The organism is Cochlodiniinecator piscidefendens, assembly GCF_011326755.1.
Classification (GTDB): domain Bacteria; phylum Pseudomonadota; class Alphaproteobacteria; order Rhodobacterales; family Rhodobacteraceae; genus Cochlodiniinecator; species Cochlodiniinecator piscidefendens.
Map to the genome: position 1 here is coordinate 1 of NZ_JAAOIE010000021.1, position 1,248 is coordinate 1,248.

Below are 1,248 nucleotides of genomic sequence, written 5' to 3' on the forward strand. Positions count from 1 at the left end.
CATGGCTAAGGAAAAGTTTGAGCGGTCGAAGCCGCATTGTAACATTGGTACTATCGGTCACGTTGACCACGGTAAGACCACATTGACAGCTGCGATCACAAAGCAGTTTGGCGATTTCAAAGCGTACGACGAAATCGACGGCGCACCAGAAGAAAAAGCACGCGGCATCACCATCTCAACAGCGCACGTTGAGTATGAAACAGACAACCGCCACTATGCGCACGTTGACTGCCCAGGCCACGCTGACTATGTGAAAAACATGATCACTGGTGCGGCACAGATGGACGGCGCTATCTTGGTTGTGAACGCAGCTGACGGCCCAATGCCACAAACACGTGAGCACATCCTTTTGGGTCGCCAGGTTGGTATCCCTTCCATGGTTGTTTTCATGAACAAAGTGGACCAAGTTGACGACGAAGAGCTTCTTGAACTCGTTGAAATGGAAATCCGTGAACTGTTGTCAGATTACGATTACCCAGGCGACGACATCCCAGTGATCGCAGGTTCTGCTTTGGCAGCGCTTGAGGGTCGTGACGATGCAATTGGTTCTGAGAAAATCTCTGAGTTGATGGCTGCTGTTGACGCATACATCCCACAGCCACCACGCGCTGTTGATGAGCCATTCCTGATGCCAATCGAGGACGTGTTCTCAATCTCAGGCCGTGGTACAGTTGTAACCGGTCGTGTTGAGCGTGGCGTGATCAACGTTGGCGACAGCATTGAAATCGTTGGTATTCGCGACACATCTACAACCACCTGTACTGGTGTTGAAATGTTCCGCAAGCTGCTTGATCGCGGTGAAGCAGGCGACAACATCGGCGCATTGTTGCGCGGCGTTGACCGTGACGGCGTTGAGCGTGGTCAGATCCTGTGTAAACCAGGCTCAGTAAAGCCACACACCAAGTTCGAAGCAGAAGCCTACATCTTGACCAAAGATGAGGGTGGTCGTCACACACCATTCTTCGCGAACTACCGTCCACAGTTTTACTTCCGTACAACTGACGTAACGGGCACAGTTGTTCTTCCAGAAGGTACCGAAATGGTAATGCCTGGCGACAACCTGAAGTTCAACGTTGAGCTGATCGCACCAATCGCGATGGAAGAAAAACTCCGCTTCGCGATCCGCGAAGGTGGCCGCACAGTCGGTTCTGGCGTTGTTTCCAAAATCGTAGAATAAGATCGTTCCCTTGGGCGGTAACGCCCAATACAACGACCTAAACAAAGGCCCGCTCATAAAAGCGGGCCTTT

At 51.8% G+C, this 1,248-nt stretch carries 1 protein-coding gene; it reads left to right on the plus strand.

All coding sequences use genetic code 11. The features are described from left to right. The first annotated feature begins 1 nt into the window (after position 1). On the plus strand, positions 2–1,177 hold the full coding sequence (gene tuf / locus G9C99_RS18310) for an elongation factor Tu (RefSeq protein ID WP_166418984.1): 1,176 nt from the start codon (positions 2–4) through the stop codon (positions 1,175–1,177). The last annotated feature ends 71 nt before the right edge of the window (positions 1,178–1,248 follow it).